The following is a 22353-nucleotide window of genomic DNA, read 5'->3' on the forward strand; positions in this document are numbered from 1 at the left end:
GGAGCGATGAACATCTTACAAGAACCCATTCATGGCCACACGCGCTACCAGTTCCAGAAAAGAATCCAGTACCACTAAGAACAAGCCCGAAGCTCCCGTTCCATCGAAACCGGCCGAGCGTACGGTGGCCACCGACCTCATCTCGCCCAAGAAAAAAACGCCCCCGGCCGAGTCCAGGCCGGCGCGGAGTGGTGTTCCTCCCATCAGCAAGATCCGGGTTCCCCGGGAACACGCGCCGGAACCAAAGCCGGCGGCTCCCCCCGCGACGCCCGCGCCAGCGCCAGCGGCCTCGAGCCCGGCTTCAACCCCAACCACGCCACCCCTGCGTCCCGAGTCGGTCTCGTTGATCGACGAAAAGCCGGATCGGAAAGGCACCGGCGGCACCGGCGCAACGGGAACGACACGGCCGTCGGTTCTTCCACCCATCTCGCGAATCCGCGTCCCGCAACCTCCTGCCCCGAAAGCGCCGGAACCGGTTCCCGCCCCGGCCGCAGCGGCTCCGGAGCCGCCCCCGGCGGCGGCACCGCTGCCGCCGGCCAGCAGCCCGGAAGGGGAAAAGGTTATTCACATCAAGCCGCCGATCATCGTGCGCGAACTGGCTCAACAGATCGGGTTGAAGCCGTTCCAGCTCATCCACGACCTGATGGAGATGAACATTTTTGCGGCGATCAACCACACGGTTGAACCCGACGTGGCGGCGGCGATCTGCCGCAAGCACGGTTACGTTTTCGAAGTCGAAAAACGTGAGAAAGGCGCCGGCGTTCACAAGGTGGAAGCCGTGGTTGAAGAACCGCCCCCGCCGGTAATCCAGAAGGCCGAAGAACTGCACCCGCGCGCGCCCATCATCACATTCATGGGACACGTTGACCATGGCAAGACGTCGCTCATGGACGCGATCCGGAAGACCCGGGTCGCCGCCGGGGAAGCGGGCGGCATCACCCAGCACATCGGCGCGTACAGCGTCGTGCATAACGGCCAGCGGATCACGTTTCTTGATACCCCGGGCCACGAGGCGTTCACGGCGATGCGCGCCCGCGGCGCCAACGTAACCGACATTGTGGTGTTGGTGGTGGCTGCCGATGACGGTTTGATGCCGCAGACGATCGAAGCGATCAACCACGCCCGGGCGGCCAAAGTGTCGATCATCGTCGCCATCAACAAAATCGACCTGTCCTCGGCCAATGTCGACCGGGTCAAGGCACAGCTTCAGGAGCGAGGATTAACGCCGGAAGATTGGGGCGGTGAAACGATCTGTTGTCCCGTGTCCGCCACCAAGGGCATCGGCATCGATCACCTGCTTGAGATGCTGTTGCTGCAGGCCGAGATCATGGAATTGAAAGCCAGTCCCGACGTACCGCCGCGCGCGACCGTGATCGAAGCGCAGCTGGAAGCCGGACGCGGGCCTACGGCTACGGTCATCGTGCGAATGGGCACCTTGAAAGTCGGCCAGGCCTTTATCTGCGGAAACTTCTGGGGCAAGGTCAAATCGTTGATCGATGACAACGGCAAGAACACCAAGTCGGCCTCCCCTTCAACTCCCGTTAAAGTACTCGGGTTTACCGGCCTGCCGAATGCAGGAGACGAATTTCTCGTGATGGAGTCCGAACGTGCCGCGCGCGCCCTCAGCGAAGAGCGGCTGGCCGATCAACGGACCCAGAAACTCGCGATGCCGCAGCGGGCCACGCTCGAGAGCCTGTTCGACAGCTTGAACGACGGTCACAAGGTGCTCCAGTTGATCCTGAAATGCGACGTTCAAGGTTCCGCGGAGGCCATCAGTGCCTCCCTGAACCAGATCGAAAGCAAGAAGATCGACCTGGAGATTATCCACACCGGCATTGGGCCCATCACCGAATCTGACGTCCTGCTGGCCACGGCCTCGAACGCGGTCATCGTGGGCTTCAACGTCAAGACGGAGAACCAGGCGGCGGCGGCAGCCAAGCGCGAAGGCGTTCAGATCAAGCTGTTCAGCATCATCTACGAACTCATTGACCAGGTGAAGGAAGCCATGGTCGGCATGCTCGATCCGGAAGTGCGGGAGTCGGTGCTTGGACATGCCGAAGTCAGGCAGGTCTTCGACCTGTCGAAGGGTACCGTTGCAGGTTGCTACGTTACCGACGGCCGGATCGTCCGGAACGGCCGGGCCCGGGTTCTGCGCCGTCGCCAGCCCATCTACGATGGCGGCATCGCCACGCTGCGCCGCTTCCAGGATGACGTGAAGGAAGTGCGTGCCGGGGTTGAATGCGGCATCAAGCTGGGTGACTACTCGGAGTACGAAGTCGGCGATGTGATCGAGTGCTACAACCTCGAGAAGATCGCGCAGCAACTTTGATCGGCAAAGAGATCGGACCCTTGGCGGGCCACGTCTGCCAAGGGTCGCATTGTCTCGTAAAACAGCGAGACAAACGGAGGCATATGAAACATCGGTTAGAGAGGGTAAATGAAGTTATCAGGCGCGAGTTGAGCGACTTGGTTTCACGCGAGGTGTTGCTCAGCTCAAAGGCGCTCGTTACCATCCCGGCAGTCAGCATTACCCCCGATCTGAGGCAATGTCACGTGTACGTGAGCGTCATCGGCGGTGCCGAAGATAAACGCCAGGTGATCACCGATCTGGAAAATCACCGGACGCCCCTCCAGGCCGCCTTATCCAAACGCGTTGTCCTGAAGTATACCCCGCACCTGCATTTTCAGCTCGATGACAGCATCGAGCGCGGCAACCGCGTCCTTGAGATCATCCAAGACCTTGATGAACAGCAGGACGTAAACGGCCAGGGCTGATGGGTTCAACATTGGAAACGATCCGTGATGCCCTGCTCCCGGCTGAGCGGATCCTTTTGCTAAGCCACGTGCGGCCGGACGGCGATGCGATCGGGTCGCAGATTGCGCTGGCGTTATCACTGGCCGCCTTGGATAAGAGCGTCTCTGCCTGGAATGAGGACGGCTGCCCGAGTAACCTCCGGTTTCTGGAGGGAAGCGAACTCGTCGTGAGGCCGCCGGAGGATCCGGAAAGTTTTGATGTCGTGGTTTGCCTGGATACGGCCTCGAAAGAGCGGCTCGGACGCTGCCCGGACGCAGTGACCGCGGCGAAGCAGTGGATAAATATCGATCACCACGCGAGCAATCCCGGTTACGGCGATCTCAACTTTATCGAGGCTGCGGCTGCCGCCACCGGTGAAATCGTTTACGACCTGCTTACCGGCCAGGGACTGCCGTTCCCGGTGGCCAGCGGCGCCGCATTGTATGTTGCCGTCTCAACTGACACCGGCTCATTTCGTTACCCAAACACTACCGCACGAAGCTATGAAATCGCTGCGGATCTGCTCCGTCGCGGCGTCGACGCCGCAACCATCTGCCGCTCCCTTTATGAAAGCTATCCGCGCCGGCGCGCGGTGTTGCTGGGCGAACTCCTTACCCATGCCCGATTTGACGGGCAAACGGCGGCTTTCATCCTGGACAACGCGACCAAGGCGCGCCTGGGCATTCTCTCCGAGGACGTGGATGGCCTGATCGACGCGATCCGGTCCGTGGACACGGTGCAGGCCGCCGCATTCTTTGAGGAGTTGCCAGACGAACGGATTCGGGTCAGCATCCGCTCAAAAAACCCGGAGATTGATGTGGGCAGCGTCTGCCGTGAGTACGGCGGCGGCGGCCACCGGCTCGCCGCAGGCGCTCGAATCCGAGGCGAACTGGGACAGGTTGTGGATCGCGTTTTACAAAGGATCAGTCGTGAAATTAGCCAACGCTCTTGACGGTGTTCTCCTGGTCGACAAGGCCCCGGGCATGACCAGCCACGACGTCGTTGCCATCGTCCGGCAGCGGCTCGGGACGCAAAAGGTCGGCCATTGCGGAACTTTAGACCCTTTTGCCACCGGGCTTCTCCTCGTCGTGATCGGCCGGGGCACCAAGATCCAGGACCTGCTCATGAGCGAGGACAAAGAGTACGTCGGCACGATGCGGTTGGGTGAGACCACCTCAAGCCAGGACCGGGACGGCGAAGTGCTCGAAACCCGCGATTACTCGCACGTAAATGAGAATAGCCTCCGGGCCGCCTTTGCCAAGTTTCACGGGGACTTTTACCAATTGCCGCCCATGGTGTCGGCTGTAAAAAAGGATGGGGTGCCGCTTTATAAGCTGGCCCGGGAAGGCAAAGTGGTGGCCCGCGATCCGCGGTTCGTCCACGTCTATGCACACGAAATTCAGGCGGTAGGCCTCCCGGACATCGACTTCCGCGTCATCTGCAGCAAAGGATTTTATGTCCGGACCTATGCGCACGACATCGGGGAAGAACTAGGCTGCGGGGCGCACCTGAGGGCGTTGCGCCGCACCAAGTCCGGCCGGTTCTCGGTGGACCGCGCCACCACGCTGGATGAGCTCAAGTCCGGCTCCCCGGAGTACCTGGGCACTAAAATCTTGTCTTTGCCGGACGTCTCACGCAGGCGTGGGGCATAGAGTTTTTCGGATGCAGATCCTCCACCGAATCCCAGATTTGGCGAAGGTACCGGGCCCGGTTCACCTCGCTATCGGCGTTTTTGACGGGATTCACCTGGGGCATCAGGCAGTCATCGCCGCTGCGACCCAGGCTGCGCGCCAGAGCGCCGGCTCCGCCGTGGTGCTCACGTTTCATCCCCATCCGATGCGGGTGCTGAGACCGGAGGCCGCCCCGCGGCTGCTGACTTCGACGCGGCATAAAGAGCAGTTGATCGGTACGCTCGGTGTCCAGGCGCTGCTGATCCAGGAATTTACGCTCGGCTTCTCACAAACCCGGCCCGAGGAATTCGTCCGCGTGCTGGTGGAAAGCGCCAGACCGTTACGGCAAATCTGCGTGGGCAAGGGCTGGACCTTCGGCGCTAACCGGTCCGGAAACATTTCCACCCTGGATTCCCTTGCCCGCGCGCATGGCTTTACCTTGACCGAGGTGCCCGCCGTCGCCGTTGACGGCCAGGCAGTCAGCAGCACCATCATCCGCGCCGTCGTGCAGCGCGGAGATCTGGCGCTTGCCGGGCGGCTCCTCGGGCGGCCATTCACCATCCTGGGCACGGTGGCGGAAGGCAATCAGCTCGGACGGCAACTCGGGTTTCCTACCGCTAACCTCCGTGCTCACAATGAGCAATTTCCGCCGGACGGCGTCTATGCCGCTCGGGCCCGGTACGCGGGCCAGGAGTACGGGGGCGTCGTCAACATCGGCCTCCGGCCGACCCTGGAACGGCCGGGCGAACGCCTCCTCGAGTTGCACCTTTTCGATTTTGATCGCCAGATATACGGTGAAGACGTGGAAGTCGAGTTCCTCGTCTTCCTTCGTCCCGAGCAAAAGTTCAACAGCCTCACCGATCTGGTGAAACAAATCGAAAGGGACGTCATCCGCGCCAGGGCCGTCTACCGGGATCGCGTGACGACTCCCAACTGCGACAGCATGCCGCTATCCAAAAGGCCGGTAACCGGCTGGTGATGAGCGACCTGGTAGCGCCGGATTGCCTCCTCGGTCTCCGGACCAGAACTCCCGTCCACCGCCCCGGCGTAATACCCCAGCCGGCGCAGGTCTTGCTGCACGTTCGCAACCAGGCGGTTGCCGTACCGCACGTCTGACCGGGCCGGGAAATTAAGCTGGTTGGACCGGGCCCGCGGGATACGGCTGAGCAGCAACCCGTTCAAGTGGTCCGCCGGGTCGGGATCATTGGACAAGTTCCGGGTCTCGCCCGGTGCCGGTGTTCCCGGAATGGGTGCCCGGCGCACGGTAATCAACGGCGTGTAAGGCACGTAGCCGTTTGGGTACTGGTAAACGTAGTTGTTCGCCGGTAAGACCGGCCTGACATTCACGCGCGGTACCTGGATGCGAACGGGGCCCGGATTCGCGGTTTGGGCCTCCGATCCCGCTCTGCAGGCTAACGTCACGGCCGCCAGCAGAAGAAACGTACGAATCATAAAACTCCCTTCCGGCGACTGGTGCACGGTGAGGGAATCGAACCCCCGACCTACTGGGTGTAAACCAGTCGCTCTACCGCTAAGCTAACCGTGCTCCGACTCTGATTCCAGTCGAGCCACCTAAATAACGCCCTTTCCCGCTCAGGTCAACCCGGGCCGGGGTTTGTACAAAACGAGACATTTTGGTGACTTTTATCCATTATGCGCCGTCAGAACTAGGGGCTTTTCACCGGATACAGGGGGACGCGTTCCTCCGGGCGCGTTGCGAATTGCTGGCACAGGGTTTGCTCTCCGTACCAATCCGCATCGAAAGCGATGAGGTTTCGTTTAGATGCCCATCGGTGCAGCCGCCCGGCGGCTACTGCCGCCTCGCGATTGCACCGGTAACCGTACCCTTCAAACCTGACCCAAATCACTATGCGCAAACTTCTCAAGCACTTGCCGGGCCTTGCCGTCGCTGGTTTTGCGGCAACCCTGCTTTTGGTGCCTTTGTCCAGCAAGGCGCAGGCGCCGACCCCATCGCCTACGCCCATGACGGCCGGCACGCCCGCCGCGTCGCCTGCACCGGCTGCCAGCCCGACCATGGAGGATCGTGTTGCGAATCTCGAGGCCTACCTGGGCAACTCAGCCGGGCCGAAGACCATCCAACCCGCCTCCGGACCCGGCCACAATGGCTGGATGATGACCGCAGCTGCGTTGGTTCTCTTCATGACCCTGCCGGGCCTCGCGCTGTTTTACGGCGGCTTGGTGCGTGAGAAGAACGTGCTCTCCGTGCTCGCCCAGTGCCTTGGGATCACGGGGTTGGTGACGATACTCTGGTGGGCGTTCGGTTACAGCCTGGTGTTCGGCAAAAGTTTCAACAACCCGTTCTTCGGAGGTTCCGAATTTTTCTTTCTGCACGGCGTCGATTCTTCTCCCAACACCGATTACGCGTACTGGGTTTCGCAGAACGTGTACTCGATGTACCAGCTGATGTTCGCGATCATCACGCCGGCGCTGATCGTCGGCGCCATCGCCGAACGCATGAAGTACTCCGCCCTCATGCTCTTCATGCTGTGCTGGATGTTCCTCGTCTACTTCCCGATGGCGCACATGATCTGGGGCGTCTCCGGGTTCATGAACGGCATCTCGAACGCAAATTCGGGGATCAAGGCGATCGACTTCGCCGGCGGAACGGTGGTGCACATGACGTCGGGCTGGAGCGCCCTGATTCTTTGCCTCATCCTCGGTCCCCGGCTCGGGTTCAAGCGTGAACCGATCCCGCCGCACAACCTGGTGCTGACCATGATCGGGACCGGGATGCTCTGGGTAGGCTGGTACGGGTTTAACGCCGGCAGCGCCGTTGCGGCTGACGGGATTGCGGCGAACGCTTTCATGACCACGACGCTTGCGACTGCCACAGCCGCCTTTACCTGGGCCATGCTGGAAAAAGTGCTGCGCGGCAAGGCGAGCGTGCTCGGCTATTGCACCGGTGCGGTCGCCGGGCTGGTCGTCATCACCCCGGCTTGCGGTTTCGTGAACGCTTCGGGCGCGATGATCATCGGCGTCGCCGCCGCGGTTCTCCCCTACTTCGCCGTTTCCGCTCTCAAACCGGCTTTAGGGTATGACGACGCCCTGGATACGTTCGGCGTTCACGGGGTCGGCGGGACCATGGGCGCGCTGCTGACGGGCCTGCTGGCCACCAAGGAAGTAAACAGCAACCTTAAGGATGAACTGCTCCGCCCGCTCTTCATGTCGCAGGTCGAGGCGGTCTGCGTCACCCTCGTCCTGTCGACGGTTGCGACCGCCGTGATTGCGTTCGTGATCAAGGCCATCATCGGTTTGCGGCCGAGCCCTGACACGGAGACCGCCGGCCTTGACATTTCCGACCACGGTGAAGAGGCATATATCAGTTAACCTAAGTTTAGCGAGCCAATGACAGCATCGCCATTCTGCGAACACGGATTTCGCCCATGAAAAAAATCGAAGCCATCATCAAGCCATTCAAGCTGGAGGAGGTAAAGGAAGCCCTCTCCGACCTCGGCATAGAAGGCATGACTGTGACCGAAGTAAAGGGGTTCGGTCGCCAGAAGGGTCACACGGAAATTTATCGCGGCAGTGAGTACACGGTCGATTTCCTGCCAAAGATCAAAATCGAAGTGGTTTTGGCCGACGGTATGGTTGACTCGGCGACGGCGGCGGTAGTGAAAGCGGCCAAGACCGGTAAAATCGGTGACGGCAAAGTGTTTGTGTATCCGATCGAGGAAGCCATTCGCATCCGCACTGACGAGACTGGAGAAAAAGCGATCTAGCGATTTTCTTGAAAGGGCGCTGATGGATGAAGGGGGCGCAGGCGCGGAAGCGCCTCCGCCTCTTTTTTTCTTTCTTACCTTCTTATCCCGGATCTTCTCGGACGCAGCGGCGGTGCGCGGGAGTTTGCGGCACCTTGGCGATGCGCCTGTCCCGTGATACCCTCGGAGCCACCATGACGTACACGGCCGTCGAACACCTGGACCCGGTCAATGCGCGCATCCTCGCGGTTTCCGAAGATAAGATCACCGGCTTTCACCGGGAACCGTTTGAACGGATTGCCGCACTCAGCGGAGTGGCCGAGGCGACGATCCTGGAACGCATTCGACTGATGCTGGCGGCGGGAACGATCCGCCGCGTCCGGCAAACCATCCTGGCGACCAATCTGGCCGAGGGCGCCCTGGTGGCCTGGAAAGTTCCTCCGCACAAGCTTGACTCCGCCTTCGATTTCCTCTTTCAACAAGACCCTTTTTCCGGCCACGTGGTGATCCGGTCGACCGATGCGGAGACGGCCGGTAGCGAATACCGCCTCTGGACGACGCTCAAGGTGCCCGCCGGGTTCAGCCTGGAGGAACACTGCCGCCGGTTAAGCCCCGTGATCGGGGCGGAAAAGTTCCGTACGATGCGCGCCGAAGGTATTTTTACTCTCGGCGTGGGTCACGTGCGCCGCCGGACCATCGAACCCGGGGCTCGCGCCGATCTGCCGGCTGCAATGATCAGCACCGAGCTTGTGAAGCTGAGTGAAGTGGAATGGCGCGTCCTTACGTCGCTCAAACGAGAGTTCACGGCGGACGAGATCAGGCCTCACCCCTGGGTGGCCCGGGCCCGGGAGGCCGACCTGCCGTTAGAGACGTTTTGCGAAATCGCCGAGGCCCTGAATCGCCGGGGGGTGATCGGCCGGTTCTCGACCTTCCTCGAACACGTCAAGCCCTCCTCCACCGGGGTACGCGTGACCCGCTTCAATGCCTTGTTCCACTGGGCCGTCCCGCCGGGCCTGGAAGCCAGGGCGGGTTCGGAGATCGGCCGTCACGAAATCCTGACGCATTGTTACTGGCGGGAAGCCGGCCCGGAGTTCCGCAACGTGAACGTGATGGCCGTGGCGCACGGAACGGAAAAGCCGCGCCTGCTTGAGCATAAAAAGGCGATCGACGAACACCTGCAGGCTTGCGGCATCCCGGTTTCTTACACCAACGTTTTCTGGGGCGGACGGTCGGAAATCAAGCCGTCTGAGATTTCGCCGGCGGTTTACCGCGCCTGGCTCAGCCAGTTCCCCTCCGGAACGTGACCTGGCGTATTGCTGCCGTCGGCAAACCCAGGCTGCCGTATGCGCTCGCCGGGATCGCCGAGTACGAAAGGCGAATCCGGCGGTTCGCGCGGGTCGATTGGCGAATCGTCCCGGCGAGTGATGCGCGCCGGGAATCACTCGCGCTGCTGGAAACGTCCAAGGGTCAGCTTCGCCTCCTGCTCGATCCGCGCGGCACCCAGTTCACCAGCCGGGAGTTTGCCGCAAAAGTGGAAAACTGGGCTCTATTTTCCCCCCAGGCCGTGACCCTGCTGGTCGGAGGTGCTGACGGAGTCACCGACGAAGTTCGGGCCCAGGCGGATTTACTCTGGTCACTCAGCCGGCAGACCTTGCCGCACGAATTGGCGTTGCTGGTCGCGCTGGAACAAATCTATCGCGCGCACACGATCCTGGCAGGCCAACCTTACCACCGGGAGTGAGGCTTCCTCCGCAGCGAACGCGCAGAAAAACGCGGAAAAGAAACACAATGTACACAGATTACGCGCACGCAGCGGGACACCCTGCGGCGGCATATACCCTCTTCATTCCAAGGTTCGCATTTTTCCGCTTGTGGCACTTGTGACGATTCTTGCAAGTTTCGGTACCTCGCACGCATGTCCAGTTACCCGCTTTCGACCGCTGGCTTGGTGCATCGGCCGGTGTTATCCTGAAGTCTCTTCAACAAGCCTTTCTCCCCCCGTCCACGATGCGGTTGCGAATCCTTATTGTATGCGTGTTGATCTTTTCCTCTGAGTATGGCCGGTCGCAAGCGGCCGCTGGGTCGGAACCTGAATCAGCGCCGACCAGCCAGCCGGCGATTCCGTTGCGTTACCTGGTTCATCTGGAGCCCAATCTGGAAGCAGAGCGGTTTGAAGGCGCGGAAGATATTCAACTCCAGGTCCGCGCCACGGTTCGCGACATCACCCTGGATGCGGTGGATCTGGAGATCAGCCGTGCGGTGTTGCGCACCCCTTCGGGCGAACTGGCCTTGCGACCCGAAACCGACGACGTCGCGCAACAGTTGAGGCTGGTTGCCGAGCAGGAGGTCCCGCCAGGGGAGTATCACCTGGGCTTGAGGTTCCGGGGCAAGATCCACCGCGAACCGCACGGGCTCTGTTTCGTGCCGCCTACCGGCGCTCCCGACGCGCCGCCGATCCTGGCAAGTCGTCTCGCCCCCTGTTCTGCCCGTGAGGTTTTCCCTTGTTTTGACCAGCCGGGCCTGCGTGCCAGGATCCAACTTTCGATCAGAACCGCCCGTAAAAACGAGGCCGTTTCCAACCTGCCCACGATCGCTGAGCAACCGGTCGGCACCGATAAGGTCGTGATCTTTGCCGAGGCGCCCCCGATGCCGGTCTACCTGGTTTCGGTGGTTTGCGGGGAGTTGACCGCCGTCCAGGAACATCTGCCGACAACGACTCTGCGGATCCTGACCCTGCCCGGAAGCGAGCCTCTGGCGCAATACGCGCTGGGTCTTACCAAACAGCTGCTGCAATACTATGAGGATTACTTCGACGCGCCCTTTCCGCTTCCCAAACTCGACCAGGTTGCCCTGCCGTCCCCGTGGAGCGGCACCGCGATCGGCTGGGGCGCGGTCACGTACCCTTCCGGCACGGTTTTATTAAGTCCCGGGCAAACCACCCTGGCGCAGGAAAGGGTGGTCTTTGAACAGATCGCACGCGCCATGGCGCAGCAATGGCTCGGGGCGTTCGTCGGCTTTGCGTCGTGGAGCGACCTTTGGCTCGGAAAGGGACTGGCCTCCTGGATACAGGCCAAGGCAACCGAACACTTCCACCCGGACTGGAAGTTCTGGCTCGCGCAAACCCCGCAACTGGACGACCTGATGCTCAACGACGCCGGTGACGGCAGCCAGCCGATCCAGCGCCCGATTCACTCGCCGCAGGAAGCGTTCCAGGCCTATGAAGGCTACGCCCCGTTGAAAACGGAACGCCTGCTGAGGATGATTGAGGCGTTCGTGGGCGAGGCCGCGTTTCATGACGGGCTGAAATCGTTTTTGGTTTCGTACGCGCTTCGCACGGCGCAGAGCCAGGATTTCTGGTCGTCGATCGACAGCAAATCGAATCGCGAGGTGGCGGTGTGGGCCGCGCGGTGGTTTACGCAGCCCGGCTTACCGCTGGTCAAGATTACCTCCCAATGCATTAACGACCGGCGCATCGTCAGCCTGGAGCAGATGCGATTGACCCTCCGGCAGGAGGCAGCCGCGGGTGAACCGGAACAATGGACCATTCCGGTCGGTATTCTGAACGTGGCTCCGGCCGAACGAACCCGGTACGCCCTCCTTCAGAAGGTCACGGAGAACTTCGAGACGGGTCATTGCCAAGCGGCGATCAAGGCGAATCCCGGCGCGCTCGGCTATTTCCGGATCTGGTACGAACCCGCCCTGGTCGGGGATCTCGAAAAACGTTCGGATCTTCTTGACGAAAGCGACCGGGTCAACCTGTTGTCCGACGTTTTTGCAACGGTGCAGACCCAACGCACGCCGGTGTCCGTTTTCATGGACTTGGTTGATCGTTGGCGCGACGACCGCAGCTTGAATGTCTGGAGAGCCATTCGCCACGCCCTCATCGCATTGGACCAGATAGAAACGGGCGACAGCGGGCGAGAACGGTTCCAGAGCTGCGTGTGCACCTTGCTGGGTGACCGGTTCGAGCGCCTCGGCTGGGAACCGGTCGCCGGTGAACCGGCCGAGCGCAGCCAGGAACGAGCGGACCTGATCGAAACGCTTGGACACTTCGGCGACCGCGCCATTATCGATGAAGCCTTTCGCCGGTTTGAGGCGCTGCAAAAGGATCCGGCCGCCGTTCCGCCAAGTCTGAAGGGAACCGTGCTCCGGCTGGTGGGACGGTATTCCTCCGACGGTACGTTCAAGGCGCTTCAGGAGCTTGCCCGGAAGGAATCGTCCCCGGCGGACAAGCAGCTTTGCCTTGACGCGCTCGGAGCCGCCCTGGACCCGGACCTGGTCAGCATGTTCCTCGAACAGGAGGCGGCGCTCCCCAACATGAACCTGGCCTCATTCACCATTATCCTGGCAAATGTCGCCAAGGCAGGTGAACACGCCGATCTCGTGTGGCGTTACCTCAAGGGCCGGCCGGACCTGCTCGAAAACGCCGAACTTTGGCGCAACGGAGATCTGGTCAGCGCACTCGCGTTTGGTCTTAACACCCCGCAATTTCGCCAGGAGTTTCTGAGCGCCGCGCAAAACTTTTCCGGCGTGATCCCGAGTTCCCGCCTCAGCGACGCGCTGATGTTGCACGACCTCAAGGTGGATTTGGAGGCTGCCATTGAGCCCGCCCTGGACGCTTGGGTCAACAAACGGCTCAGCGGCAAAGCACCGGACTCCACCCCCGGCACCCTCGGCGGATAACGACGCGTGCATAGCGCCGGCGGGCATCCAGGCTCCCCGGCACCCGGGACTCGCCCGAGCCGCCCCGGGTAGCTACGATAACAGCCTTTGCAACGCTTCTCCCACGAGCGCCGGATTGGCTTTCCCCTTGGAAAGTTTCATGACCTGGCCCTTAAGGAAATTGATCGAAGCTGATTTACCGCCCCGGTAATCCTCCACGACCTTGGGATTGGCCGCGATGACTTCCTGACAGAGCGCCTCGATCGCCCCGAGGTTGCTCTCCTGCTGCAACCCTTTCTGACGCACGATCGTATGCGGATCGACGCCGGTGGCGAACATCTCCGCGAAGACGTCTTTGCCCTGCTTGCTGTTGATCCTGCCTTCGTCAATCAACGTCACCAGCGCGTTCAGGTCCTCGGGCTTGACCGGCGATTGCTCCACGCTTTTGTCTGCCGCGCCCAACGCGCTCAACAGATCGTTGATGACGTAGTTGGCAACCGACTTCGGCCGCGCCGAACCGCGCGCTGCAGCTTCAAAATAGGCCGAGAGCGCCACGTCATCGGCCAGAACGCCCGCGTCGTACGCGCTGACCCCATAATCTTTTACGAACCGTTCACGCTTCTCCCAGGGTGTCTCCGGCAAACGCGAACGCACCTCATCCATAAACACTTCCGTCCTGACCGGCAAAAGATCGGGATCCGGAAAGTAGCGGTAATCGTGAGCCGATTCCTTGGTGCGCATGAGGGTGGTCTCGCCAAGATCGTCGTCCCACCGGCGCGTTTCCTGGCGAAGCGTTTCCCCCCGTTCACGAGCTTCGATCTGGCGGTTGATCTCGAACGCAAGCGCACGGCGCACCCCGCTGATCGAGTTCAGGTTCTTAAGCTCGATCTTAGCCCCGTACGCGGCGTCGGCATGTTTTCGCACGGACACATTCACGTCACAACGGAGTTGCCCTTTTTCCATGTCAGCGTCACTCACCCCGCCGTGAATCAGTGCCTGTTTCAGTGAAGTCAGGTAAGCGAACGCCTCCTCCGGAGATTCGATGTCCGGCTGCGAAACAATCTCCATGAGCGGTGTGCCGGCCCGGTTGAAATCGATTCCGGTGCTGGTTTCAAAATGGAAACTCTTGGCCACGTCCTCCTCAAGGTGGATCCGGGTAAGCCGGACGCTTTTACCCGGGTTGGCGATGTTTTTCTGCGCATCCTTCGGGTACGCCAGATCATACAACGGCACTTCGCCTTGCTCGCCGATCGGCAGGGCATACTGCGAGATCTGGTAGTTCTTCGGCATGTCCGGGTAATAATAATTCTTGCGGTCGAAGTTACAGACCGGCGCGATCCGGCACTTCAACAGGAGCCCGGTAAGCGCCGTGAGCTTTAATGCCTCCAGGTTCATCACCGGCAGGGCGCCGGGCAAGCCCAGGCAGACCGGGCACGTATAAACGTTGGGCTCGGCGCCGTACTCCACCTTGCACCCGCAGAACATCTTGCTTTTGGTCTTGAGCTGGACGTGCACCTCCAGACCGATCGTGGCGGCATAATCACTTTTCATTTCTCGACTCGAAACCAGCGATCCACAGATTACACAGATTGAAAGGCGTTTCATCAGCCGACGGGTCCAGCGGAGAAGAATCACGCGGCGCCACGGCGGGAAGACAGGATCATCCACAGATTACACAGATTGACACAGATTAAGGCGACGGCCCGCGGCGCCTCTTCATTTGTGGCATTCTCTGCCGCTCCGAACCCCGAACCCCGAACTCCGAACGCTTTCCCCTTCTCCCCGCCGTGTTCGCCGTGTGAACTCCGTCGTCGTGCCCGCCTAATCGCTGTGCCCGCCGTGCGACCGAACTTACCTTTCCTCCAGCGCATACCGCAGGGCGGCGTCGAACTGCGGGCCGGAAAAGATTTCCCGCCAGTCCGGGCGGTTCAGCAGGTCCCAGAGCCTCGGGTTGGCCAGCACCGCCCAGAAGTCGCCGCGCTCCAGGGCACGGGCGACAGCGGGGTCGGCGGCGAGCGCGCGGACCTGGGGATCATCCCAGGCCCGCTGGAAGCCCGGGTAGGTCATCAACCTCTCCAGAGCAATCGGGCTGGCGATCACCCGGGCGATCTGATCCAGCCGTTGATACACCTGTCGCGGCACCGGGTCGCAGGCGTCCACAAGCGATTTGCCAAGGACGGATTCAATCGAAGCCTGGAGGCGAACCGCGTTGGTCACCCACGGGTCAGGCGCCAAACCGTGCGCCAGAGCACCGGCTGACTGCTCAGCTGCAAAGTGGCCGGTGAGCCGGATCAGCAGCACTACGGCCCAGACCCAGAACAAGCCGAACGCCAGACCCAACAGACCGCCGGTGACGCCGAAGATGGTTCGGGTGAGCGGCTCCGCGTAGTCGCGGGTGCGTTTGAAGACGGTTCGTCCGATCAAGTACAGGACCTGGTAACCGACGAAGGCAAGGGCGCCGGCTCCCACCAGGGAGGATACAGGTGCGGGCCAACCGGTTGATCTCGCCACCAGGCCGGCGGCGGTCGCGCCAAACGTATGCACCACGATCCACGTCAGAAGCAGCGCCGCCGGTTTCACCAGCAGCCGCAAGGGCCCGTTTGCCCAGCCGCGAACCAGTGAAACGAGGCACCAGAAGGCGAGCACGAGCATGCAACCGGCCTGCCAATGAGGATCGGGCGTTGGAGTCACGGACGTCCGGGTCAGGTCATATTTTGGGCCCGTTGCCGCAGCCAATGGTCACAGAGTACCAGCGCCGCCATCGCCTCCACCATCGGCACGGCCCTCGGCAACACGCAGGGATCATGGCGCCCGCGGGCCGCCAATTGCACCTCCTGTCCCTGATCATTCACCGTCGATTGGGGCCGCAGGATGGTGGCGGTCGGCTTGAAGGCAACCCGGAACACGATGTCTTCCCCGTTGCTGATGCCGCCCTGCACGCCGCCGGAACGGTTCGTCGCAGTCCGCACCTGGCCCGCGCGCATTTCGAACGCATCATTGTGCTCCGCCCCCGTCATCAGGGAACCGGCAAAACCCGAACCGACCTCGAATCCTTTCGTGGCCGGCAAGCTGAGCATGGCCTTGGCCAGATCCGCTTCCAACCGGTCGAAGACGGGTTCACCCAGCCCGGGCGGCACGCCGCGGATCACGCAGGACACCACGCCGCCCACCGAATTACCCTCTTTGCGCATCTGTTTGATGAGCGTAATCATCCGTTCCGATGTTTCCGGGTCAGGACAACGCACGATGGATCGCTCAACCTCGGCGCTCGTGACCGATCCGGGATCAACCTGCGCTTCGATCCGATGCACGCTTTGCACGAATGCCACCGTCTCAAACGCCGGTAAATGGGTGCGCAACACCTTCTTCGCGATCGCACCGGCGGCAACTCGCCCGATCGTCTCACGGGCCGAAGACCGTCCCCCGCCCTGCCAGTTCCGAATCCCGTACTTCGCCTGGTAGGTGTAGTCGGCGTGACTGGGCCGAAACGCGTGTTCCATCTCGCGGTAAGCCTCCGGGCGCGCGTCCGTGTTGCGAACCAGGACGGCAATCGGCGTACCGAGCGTGCGGCCCTCGAATACGCCGGACAGAATTTCGCAGCGGTCGGCTTCCGCCCGGGGTGTGACAATCTCACTTTGCCCGGGACGTCGCCGGTCCAGATCAGCCTGAAGATCTTCAGGCCCGAGAGGAATTTGCGCCGGGCACCCGTCAATGACGACGCCGACGCCCCCGCCGTGGGACTCACCCCAGGTCGCAACCCGGAAAAGAACTCCAAACTGGGAAGACATGAAAGCGAGCCATCAGTTTAGCCCGAAGCCGTCAAAATGTCACAAGCGTAAAAGAATCACACGGTCACACGGCGGGCACAACGGAAGAAAGCGGGCACAACGTAAGAGTTCACACGGCGACCACGGCGAGCCACGGCGACCACGGCGGGAAGAGGGGGGAAAGAGTTCGGAGTTCGGGGCTCGGAGTTCGGAGCGGCATCATGGGTGCCAGCTGCTCGTGTCAAGTTCGGGATTGCTGGATCCTGTTCTGCGTTCTTCTGCAGGTTCTTCGGATCGTTTCGTTTTCCCACCGGGTGAGCCTGACCTCGGGGGGAGATCGGACCCGGTTCTACGACGCCTCCGAACCCCGAACTCCGAACCCCTCTTCCTCTTCCCGCCGTGGTCGCCGTGTTCCGCCGTGGTCGCCGTGTGAACTCTTACGTTGTGCCCGCTTTCTTCCGCTGTGGCCGCCGTGTGACCGAACTCCGAACCCCGAACCCCGAACCCCAAACTCTACCCGACACCCGACACCCATTTGTAACTTGCACGGTGACCGATCGGGCCCATGATTATACCCCTGAAAGGATAATTCCTTATGACGATGACTGCCGAGCCCAGACTGACGGTTCCTGAAAGCTTTCCGCCGTTCAGTTTATCACGCCTGCTCAAGACCGTTTTTAATCCGAAGCCGGGGGAGCGGATTGCGATTCTGATCGACCTGGAAGACCCGCACGACCTCCAAGGGTTCAAGTTCCTGAAAAACCCGGATCTGGCCATTCAGCGGCATGCTTATGACAACTTTTATCAGAGTCTGAAGAATGGCGTGCTCGCGGAATTGGGCCTGACCGGCGGCGCCATGTATGCCTACAAGATCACGGGCGGCAGCAACCTTGAACTGCCGGACCTGGCCGTAGATTCGGAAGGGAGGGAACTCAGCCTGGAGAAGGATATCTATCCCCGTTACGACCTGATCCTCTGCATTTCCACGTACTCGGCCACGGCTCCGCTGACCGCTTTTGCCAAACGGTACGGGTTCAGGGGCGCCACCTTGCACGGGGTGAACCAAACGATTCTGCGTTCCGGCCTGGCGGTGGATTACAATGAGGTCAGCAGGAACGCGGAGAAGTTGCGTTCGGGCATGACCAAGGCCGATTGGGCCGAGATCGATTTTGTAGTCCAGGGCGAGAGGCTCACCCTTCACCTCGACCTGGGTAATCAAGAGGCGCAGAAGAGCCATGGTTTGTGTCGCGGCGGACCCGACATCGCCAATCTGCCTGCGGGCGAGATTTACTACGTGCCCACCGGTGCCTCCGGCCGGTTCCCTCTCAAGTACGAGGACGGCACCCTCGCGATCATGACGGTGGCGGAAGGGCGCGTCGTGGACGCCAGGTTGTTGAGCGGCAACCCTGAAACGGTAGAGGCGCACCGCCGAAAAATCGCCGGTGACCCTGCAGCCGGCGAAATCGGCGAACTTGGGTTCGGCACGCAACTCCTGCCCGTCTCGGGCCGGGATATCCAGGATGAGAAGATTCTCGGTACGATGCACATTGCGACCGGGCGAAGCGATCACCTGGGCGGGCATCTCACGCCGGATAAATTTCACGACGCCAGGAACGCCACGCACGACGACATCCTGTTCGCGCCGCACAAGACGCCGGAAGTCCAGGTGCCGCAGGTGCGCATGCATCGCAACGGCGAGACGGTGGTCCTGATCGAGGATTTTATGCCCGCCGCTTACATGGCCGGCCTGCTGCTCGCCAGCTGAGCGTTCTGTCCGAAACGCAACGGGATTTTCCGGCTACGCCGGAAAATCCCGTTGCAGGTTATGCCGTCGATCTACGAAACCGACGTTCTCCTCCAGCAATACCTCCTTTTCCATTACGGAACGGCGGAGGACCAACTGCCTTTTCCGTTCGGCCCGCAGGATGCCCTCTTTTACCCGGTCCGTTGCGTTACGGCATTCACGTCATTCTTCGTGGAACCCGCGCGCGCCCTGGATCTCGGGTGCGCAGTCGGTCGTTCCACGTTTGAGCTGGCCCGCTATGCCGGAGAAGCCATCGGCATTGATCTTTCACAAAACTTTATCCACGCGGCCCGGACGATGCAGCGAGAGGGCGAGATCAGTTTCTTCCGGCTCGAGGAAGGCACCGTCGCCACCCCGTTACGGCGTTCACTGCCGGCCGGCCTTGACCGTCACCGGTGCCGGTTTCAAACCGGTGACGCGACGCTCCACGATCCCCGCCTCGGCACCTTCGACGTGGTTCTGGCGGCAAACCTGCTTGACCGGGTCCGATCACCCCAAAGCCTGCTTCAGAACTGCGTGCGGTATCTCCGGCCGGGCGGCACGCTGATCGTCGCTTCGCCGTACACCTGGCTTCCCGATTTCACACCCGCTGACGCCTGGTTGGGTGGGAAGCTCGATTCCCAAGGGCGACGGCTTGAAACCCTCGCGTCCCTGCGCACCCTCCTGGAGCCCGGCTGCAGACTGCTTCACACCGCGGACCTCCCGTTTCTCATCCGCGAACACGCTCGAAAGTACCAGTGGAGCGTGGCGCAAGCCTCCGTGTGGCGGCGGGACGGGTGACTCGCAATTCCTTACGGACGCCATTCAGCGGGTGACACGCGCCTCGCGGCACCTTACGCGCGGGCGGCAGAGTTCCCGACGCCGCGTCCAGGAGTCGCCCCATTAATTTTCATTAGCGTTAGAAGGAGGTATAGCAAGATTGTATAATCAGCCCTGTCATCTCCTCACCCCCACCGAACTTTTCCGTCATGAGCAACGTCGAGATTGTTATCGATGCCGATTTTATCGTGTCGCAGGTTGACCGGCGTCTATTTGGTTCTTTTGTCGAACACCTGGGTCGGTGCGTGTACACCGGCATTTTCGAACCGGGTCATCCCACCGCCGACGCCCGCGGCTTTCGACGCGACGTGCTCGAATTGGTTCGAGAACTCGGCCCGACGATCATCCGTTATCCCGGGGGTAATTTCATGTCGGGCTACCGCTGGGAAGACGGCGTCGGCCCCGTTTCAGAACGGCCGCGCCAGCTCGATCTCGCCTGGTTCACCACCGAACCCAATACGTTCGGAACCAACGAATTTATCGACTGGTGCAAACTGGCCGGCACCGAACCGATGCTCGGCGTCAACCTGGGCACGCGTGGTCCCGATGAGGCACGCGCTTACCTGGAGTACTGTAACCATCCGGGGGGAACCGCTCTGAGTGACCTCCGCGCCACGCACGGCTACAAAGATCCGCATGCCGTTAAGTTTTGGTGTCTCGGCAACGAAATGGATGGGCCCTGGCAGATCGGTCAGAAAACCGCCACCGAGTACGGGCGCATCGCGAAAAGTACGGCAACACTGATGAAATGGGTGGATCCAACCATCGAGGTATCGGCCTGCGGATCTTCCGAGCCGTTCATGCCGACGTTCGGCGAGTGGGAGTACGAGGTGCTGAACCACGCCTACGAGGTGGCGGATTTTGTCTCGCTGCATATGTACTACAAGAACCCGTACAAGGACGTGCAGGAGTTCCTGGCCAGCGCCGACATCATGGACCGGTACATCCAGGATACCCTGGCGGTCTGTGACGCGGTCCGGGCCAAGCACAGGGCCGCGAAGCGGATCATGCTCTCATTCGACGAATGGAACGTGTGGTACAAAGCGCGCGAACCCCGAGACCGCGCGTTACCCGGATGGCCTGAAGCCCCGCGGCTGCTCGAAGAAATTTACGACCTGCAGGATGCCCTGATGGTCGGGGGCGCCCTTATCACCCTGCTGAACCACGCGGACAGGGTCAAGTCGGCTTGCCTGGCCCAGTTGGTTAACGTGATCGGGCCCATCTTTACCGAGCCGGGCGGAGCGGCCTGGCGGCAGACGATTTTTCACCCGTTCAAACTCGTCGCTCAGAATGCGCGCGGAACCGTCCTCCGGACGAAAATTCAATCCACGCAGGTAGAGACGAGAACGGCGGGTTTGATCGACCACGTGATCGCCACCGCGGTGCACGATGCAGACCGCAAAACCGTGGTTCTTTTCATGTTGAACCGTGAAACGTCCAAGCCGCTGGAAGTGAGCGTCGCGTTGCGCGGGTTTCCAGCCCTCACCCGCGGTAACGGCCTGCAGATCTTCGGAGATGATTTGCTGGCGACGAATACTTTGAAAACGCCCAACGCGGTTCAGCCGGCCCCTTACGAGGACTTTACCGTCAAGGGTGACGCCGTCCTGGCCAGCCTGCGTCCGCTCTCATGGGCGATGCTGACGTTGTCCTATTAATTAGGGAAAATTAGAGAAAATTTAAATTAAGGAAAAGTAACGCGTTTGACGACTGCAGGGCCTTGCTCTCTCAGCCCAAAAGTTCCAACATCCAGATTCGAAATTCCCCCTATGAAAACAACGATTTGTTGTCTAACCGCCTGCTTCCTCTCGGCAATTGCCCAAGCCGCGCCGACTACCCTGACTTTTTGGGATTTTCTCGGTGGCGGCGACGGCGTGCGGATGAAGCAGATCGTCAGTGACTTCAACAAAAGCCAGAACGAAATTCAGGTCGCCGAGTCGACCCTGACCTGGGGCGAACCGTTTTACACCAAGGTCCATACGGCCGTTGTCTCCGGCCAGACGCCGGACGTCATGACGTACCATTTGTCCCATTTTCCCGCCGGCATCCTCGCGAAGGATCTGCGGGCATTGTCCCCGGCGGAACTCGAGCAGGCCGGTCTCAAGCCCTCTGATTTCCAGCAATCCCTGATCGAGAAGTCCCTTGAGGAGAGTAAGAAGTTCGGGCAGACCGACCAACTCTTCGGTGTCCCGCTCGATATTCATACCCTGGTTCTCTACTACAACAAAACCGCGCTTCAAAAGGCCGGCCTGCTGGGTTCAGACGGCAAACCAACCGGGCTTGACGGCATCGACTCGTTCACGAAGATGCTCGCCGACGTTAAAGCCAAGACGCACCTGATTCCGGTCTCGGCAAACATTCACCCGCAGGATCCCGCTTCGCTTTGGCGCGTCTGGTACACCCTTTTCAGGCAGCAGAAGGGCGCATTTGTGAAGGGCGACCAGTTAAGCTTCGACGACGTCAACGCTCAGGGGGCGAAAGCCCTCCAGACGATGGCCGATTGGGCAAAGCAGGGTTTGATCCCGAAAAACACGTCTTATGCCTCGATGGTGGCCCTGTTTACTGCCGGGCGAACCGGGTTCATGTTCAACGGCAACTGGGAGCTGCCGACGCTCGTCGACTTGCAAAAGCAGGGAAAACTTCCGTTTGAGTACGGGATCGTTGCCTTCCCGAAACTTTACGACGCTCCTGACACCTGGGCCGACTCACATCAATTAGCCATTCCGAACAACAGCAAGACGCCGGCGTCTCCGGAGAGGGTTCAGGCCGCGCTGAAGTTCATTGCCTTCGTCGTTAAGCAGCAAACCTGGGCCGGCGGCGGCCATATCCCGGCCTACCTGCCCGTTCAGCAGAGTGAAGCTTACAAACAGCTGTCGCCCAACAACGAGTACAGCCCCCAGGCGGCCCAGGACGTCTCCTTTGAGCCCAGCCTGCCGATCTTCGGTGTGGGCGGTCCGACCTTCACCGCCATCAGCAACTTCCTGGTTCCGGCGGTAGACGGGCAGATTACGGTCGACCAGGGCGTTAAGCAGTTCACGGCCGAACTCCAGAAATTTGCGACGCAGGAGCAGCAACGCTAGCGCCGGCCTTTAAGGAAAAAGGGCGCTCAAGGGGCCGC

The 22353-nt window shown here is 61.1% G+C and carries 18 protein-coding genes and 1 tRNA gene; 14 read left to right on the forward strand and 5 right to left on the reverse strand.

Going from position 1 to position 22353, the window contains the following annotated elements; translation table 11 throughout:
* Positions 1 to 31 precede the first annotated feature (31 nt).
* The 5 genes from infB (at position 32) to JO015_01640 (ending at position 5443) form a co-directional block, all read left to right on the forward strand.
* Entirely contained in the window at positions 32 to 2329 is a 2298-nt protein-coding gene (gene infB / locus JO015_01620; GenBank protein MBV9997789.1) for a translation initiation factor IF-2, read from the forward strand.
* Positions 2330 to 2412: 83 nt separating this feature from the next.
* A complete protein-coding gene (gene rbfA, locus JO015_01625; protein MBV9997790.1) occupies positions 2413 to 2775 on the forward strand; it encodes a 30S ribosome-binding factor RbfA in 363 nt (120 codons plus the stop codon).
* 11 nt (positions 2776 to 2786) lie between these two features.
* A complete protein-coding gene (locus JO015_01630; GenBank protein ID MBV9997791.1) occupies positions 2787 to 3746 on the forward strand; it encodes a bifunctional oligoribonuclease/PAP phosphatase NrnA in 960 nt (319 codons plus the stop codon).
* A complete protein-coding gene (gene truB / locus JO015_01635; protein MBV9997792.1) occupies positions 3724 to 4446 on the forward strand; it encodes a tRNA pseudouridine(55) synthase TruB in 723 nt (240 codons plus the stop codon). Before JO015_01630 ends, truB begins: the two co-directional genes overlap by 23 nt.
* 37 nt (positions 4447 to 4483) lie before the next feature.
* Positions 4484 to 5443 carry a bifunctional riboflavin kinase/FAD synthetase gene (locus tag JO015_01640; protein MBV9997793.1) on the forward strand — a complete coding sequence of 320 codons (960 nt, stop codon included), beginning with the start codon at positions 4484 to 4486 and terminating at the stop codon, positions 5441 to 5443.
* Here JO015_01640 and JO015_01645 read toward each other — a convergent pair.
* Together JO015_01645 and JO015_01650 are read right to left on the reverse strand one after the other, a co-directional pair.
* The gene (locus tag JO015_01645) at positions 5371 to 5916 is read right to left on the reverse strand and encodes a peptidoglycan-binding protein (protein ID MBV9997794.1); all 546 of its coding nucleotides are present in this window, start codon (positions 5914 to 5916) and stop codon (positions 5371 to 5373) included. The genes JO015_01640 and JO015_01645 overlap by 73 nt on opposite strands.
* Positions 5917 to 5935: 19 nt before the next feature.
* A tRNA-Val gene (locus tag JO015_01650) sits at positions 5936 to 6010 on the reverse strand.
* A gap of 323 nt (positions 6011 to 6333) precedes the next feature.
* Between JO015_01650 and JO015_01655 the strand changes: the two genes are divergently transcribed.
* The 5 genes from JO015_01655 (at position 6334) to JO015_01675 (ending at position 12869) form a co-directional block, all read left to right on the forward strand.
* Positions 6334 to 7812, forward strand: a complete 1479-nt coding sequence (locus tag JO015_01655) for an ammonium transporter (GenBank protein ID MBV9997795.1) — start codon at positions 6334 to 6336, stop codon at positions 7810 to 7812.
* A gap of 56 nt (positions 7813 to 7868) precedes the next feature.
* On the forward strand, positions 7869 to 8207 hold the full coding sequence (locus JO015_01660; GenBank protein ID MBV9997796.1) for a P-II family nitrogen regulator: 339 nt from the start codon (positions 7869 to 7871) through the stop codon (positions 8205 to 8207).
* A gap of 173 nt (positions 8208 to 8380) precedes the next feature.
* A complete protein-coding gene (locus JO015_01665) occupies positions 8381 to 9490 on the forward strand; it encodes an Lrp/AsnC family transcriptional regulator (GenBank protein ID MBV9997797.1) in 1110 nt (369 codons plus the stop codon).
* Positions 9487 to 9927 (forward strand): 23S rRNA (pseudouridine(1915)-N(3))-methyltransferase RlmH, encoded by a 441-nt coding sequence (locus JO015_01670; protein ID MBV9997798.1) that lies wholly within the window; start codon positions 9487 to 9489, stop codon positions 9925 to 9927. Before JO015_01665 ends, JO015_01670 begins: the two co-directional genes overlap by 4 nt.
* Before the next feature lie 293 nt (positions 9928 to 10220).
* Positions 10221 to 12869 carry a M1 family metallopeptidase gene (locus tag JO015_01675; protein MBV9997799.1) on the forward strand — a complete coding sequence of 883 codons (2649 nt, stop codon included), beginning with the start codon at positions 10221 to 10223 and terminating at the stop codon, positions 12867 to 12869.
* Between the two features lie 72 nt (positions 12870 to 12941).
* On the opposite strand, the gene gatB is transcribed toward JO015_01675, so the two are convergent.
* From gatB to aroC, 3 genes are all read right to left on the reverse strand, one after another.
* Entirely contained in the window at positions 12942 to 14399 is a 1458-nt protein-coding gene (gene gatB, locus JO015_01680) for an Asp-tRNA(Asn)/Glu-tRNA(Gln) amidotransferase subunit GatB (GenBank protein ID MBV9997800.1), read from the reverse strand.
* A 300-nt stretch (positions 14400 to 14699) separates the two neighbouring features.
* Positions 14700 to 15539: a hypothetical protein gene (locus JO015_01685; GenBank protein MBV9997801.1), complete on the reverse strand. Its 840-nt coding sequence runs from the start codon at positions 15537 to 15539 to the stop codon at positions 14700 to 14702.
* An 11-nt stretch (positions 15540 to 15550) separates the two neighbouring features.
* A complete protein-coding gene (gene aroC / locus JO015_01690) occupies positions 15551 to 16636 on the reverse strand; it encodes a chorismate synthase (GenBank protein ID MBV9997802.1) in 1086 nt (361 codons plus the stop codon).
* A gap of 574 nt (positions 16637 to 17210) precedes the next feature.
* Between aroC and JO015_01695 the strand changes: the two genes are divergently transcribed.
* The 4 genes from JO015_01695 (at position 17211) to JO015_01710 (ending at position 22315) form a co-directional block, all read left to right on the forward strand.
* Positions 17211 to 18380 carry a hypothetical protein gene (locus tag JO015_01695; protein MBV9997803.1) on the forward strand — a complete coding sequence of 390 codons (1170 nt, stop codon included), beginning with the start codon at positions 17211 to 17213 and terminating at the stop codon, positions 18378 to 18380.
* A 60-nt stretch (positions 18381 to 18440) separates the two neighbouring features.
* Complete coding sequence (locus JO015_01700) at positions 18441 to 19199, forward strand: putative 4-mercaptohistidine N1-methyltransferase (GenBank protein ID MBV9997804.1); 759 nt, start codon at positions 18441 to 18443, stop codon at positions 19197 to 19199.
* A 188-nt stretch (positions 19200 to 19387) separates the two neighbouring features.
* Entirely contained in the window at positions 19388 to 20893 is a 1506-nt protein-coding gene (locus tag JO015_01705; protein ID MBV9997805.1) for an alpha-N-arabinofuranosidase, read from the forward strand.
* A 111-nt stretch (positions 20894 to 21004) separates the two neighbouring features.
* Positions 21005 to 22315: an extracellular solute-binding protein gene (locus JO015_01710; protein ID MBV9997806.1), complete on the forward strand. Its 1311-nt coding sequence runs from the start codon at positions 21005 to 21007 to the stop codon at positions 22313 to 22315.
* Positions 22316 to 22353 lie beyond the last annotated feature (38 nt).

Source organism: Verrucomicrobiota bacterium (assembly GCA_019247695.1).
In the GTDB taxonomy this organism is placed as follows: domain Bacteria; phylum Verrucomicrobiota; class Verrucomicrobiia; order Chthoniobacterales; family JAFAMB01; genus JAFBAP01.

Excerpts from the sequence above, each read along its gene's own strand:
- infB (MBV9997789.1), top strand. The coding sequence starts at position 32 with ATGGCCACACGCGCTACCAGTTCCAGAAAAGAATCCAGTACCACTAAG.
- rbfA (MBV9997790.1), top strand. The coding sequence starts at position 2,413 with ATGAAACATCGGTTAGAGAGGGTAAATGAAGTTATCAGGCGCGAGTTG.
- JO015_01645 (MBV9997794.1), bottom strand. The coding sequence starts at position 5,916 with ATGATTCGTACGTTTCTTCTGCTGGCGGCCGTGACGTTAGCCTGCAGA.
- JO015_01655 (MBV9997795.1), top strand. The coding sequence starts at position 6,334 with ATGCGCAAACTTCTCAAGCACTTGCCGGGCCTTGCCGTCGCTGGTTTT.
- JO015_01660 (MBV9997796.1), top strand. The coding sequence starts at position 7,869 with ATGAAAAAAATCGAAGCCATCATCAAGCCATTCAAGCTGGAGGAGGTA.
- JO015_01665 (MBV9997797.1), top strand. The coding sequence starts at position 8,381 with ATGACGTACACGGCCGTCGAACACCTGGACCCGGTCAATGCGCGCATC.
- gatB (MBV9997800.1), bottom strand. The coding sequence starts at position 14,399 with ATGAAAAGTGATTATGCCGCCACGATCGGTCTGGAGGTGCACGTCCAG.
- aroC (MBV9997802.1), bottom strand. The coding sequence starts at position 16,636 with ATGTCTTCCCAGTTTGGAGTTCTTTTCCGGGTTGCGACCTGGGGTGAG.
- JO015_01695 (MBV9997803.1), top strand. The coding sequence starts at position 17,211 with ATGACGATGACTGCCGAGCCCAGACTGACGGTTCCTGAAAGCTTTCCG.
- JO015_01700 (MBV9997804.1), top strand. The coding sequence starts at position 18,441 with ATGCCGTCGATCTACGAAACCGACGTTCTCCTCCAGCAATACCTCCTT.
- JO015_01705 (MBV9997805.1), top strand. The coding sequence starts at position 19,388 with ATGAGCAACGTCGAGATTGTTATCGATGCCGATTTTATCGTGTCGCAG.
- JO015_01710 (MBV9997806.1), top strand. The coding sequence starts at position 21,005 with ATGAAAACAACGATTTGTTGTCTAACCGCCTGCTTCCTCTCGGCAATT.